At 72.6% G+C, this 1,009-nt stretch carries 1 protein-coding gene; it reads left to right on the top strand.

The features are described from left to right. Nucleotides 1-136: 136 nt before the first annotated feature. Nucleotides 137-1,009 (top strand): NAD-dependent protein deacetylase (locus tag ABZ749_RS35670; protein WP_357235877.1); only part of this gene is annotated, 873 nt, incomplete at its 3' end.

Raw genomic sequence — 1,009 nt, 5'->3', positions numbered from 1 at the left:
TGTGCACCCGGAAGCAGCGGACGATGTGGTACAGCGACCGCGTCGGGTCCTTCTGGATCTCCACCAGCCGGGTGGGGCCGCCCACCCGGCGCGGGGCTCGGCGTCAGCGGCCCGGTTGAGGCAGCATGGAGAGGTGATGGAGAGCTTCGACGCGTTGACCTCGCTGGTGGCCGGTGGTGGGGTGGTGGTGCTCAGCGGCGCCGGCCTGTCCACCGAGTCGGGAATTCCGGACTACCGGGGGCCCAGCGGGGTGGCGCGGCGGCACACGCCGATGACCTTCCAGGCGTTCACCCGCGATCCCCTCGCGCGGCGCCGCTACTGGGCGCGCAGCCACCTGGGCTGGCGGCTGATCGCGGGCGCGGCGCCCAACGCCGGGCACCGGGCGGTGGCCGGGCTGCAGCACGCCGGGCTGGTCGACACGGTCATCACCCAGAACGTCGACGGTCTGCACGGTGCGGCCGGCAGCCCGTCGGTGATCGAGTTGCACGGTCGCCTGGACGAGGTGACCTGCCTGGACTGCGGCAACCTGACCTCCCGGGAGGAGCTGCACCGGCGGCTACGCGAGGCCAACCCGGAGTTCGTGGCCCGCGTCGCCGCCGTCAACCCGGACGGTGATGTTGATCTCCCCGATGAGCAGGTGGAGGCGTTCCGGCCGGTGGACTGCGGGATCTGCGGCACCGGGATGCTGAAACCGGACGTGGTGTTCTTCGGTGAGACGGTGCCGCCGCAGCGGGTGGCGCGGTGTTTCGCGGCCGTGGAGCAGGCTCGCGCGTTGCTGGTGCTCGGGTCGTCGTTGACGGTGATGTCGGGGCGCCGGTTCGTGATTCGGGCCGCGAAACGGGGCATCCCGGTCGCGATCGTCAACCAGGGGCCGACCCGGGGTGACGGCCACGCCACCATGTGCGTCGACGCGCCGCTGGGGGCGGTGCTGCCGCAGCTGGCCGCGCGGGTCGGCTCTTGTGCGGCATTCGCCGTCGCGGTCCGAAGGAGGCGACCACGGCCGGTAGCC

The sequence above is a fragment of the Micromonospora sp. NPDC047753 genome, assembly GCF_040642735.1.
Lineage (GTDB): Bacteria > Actinomycetota > Actinomycetes > Mycobacteriales > Micromonosporaceae > Micromonospora.
This window is presented reverse-complemented; position numbering and strand designations above follow the sequence as displayed.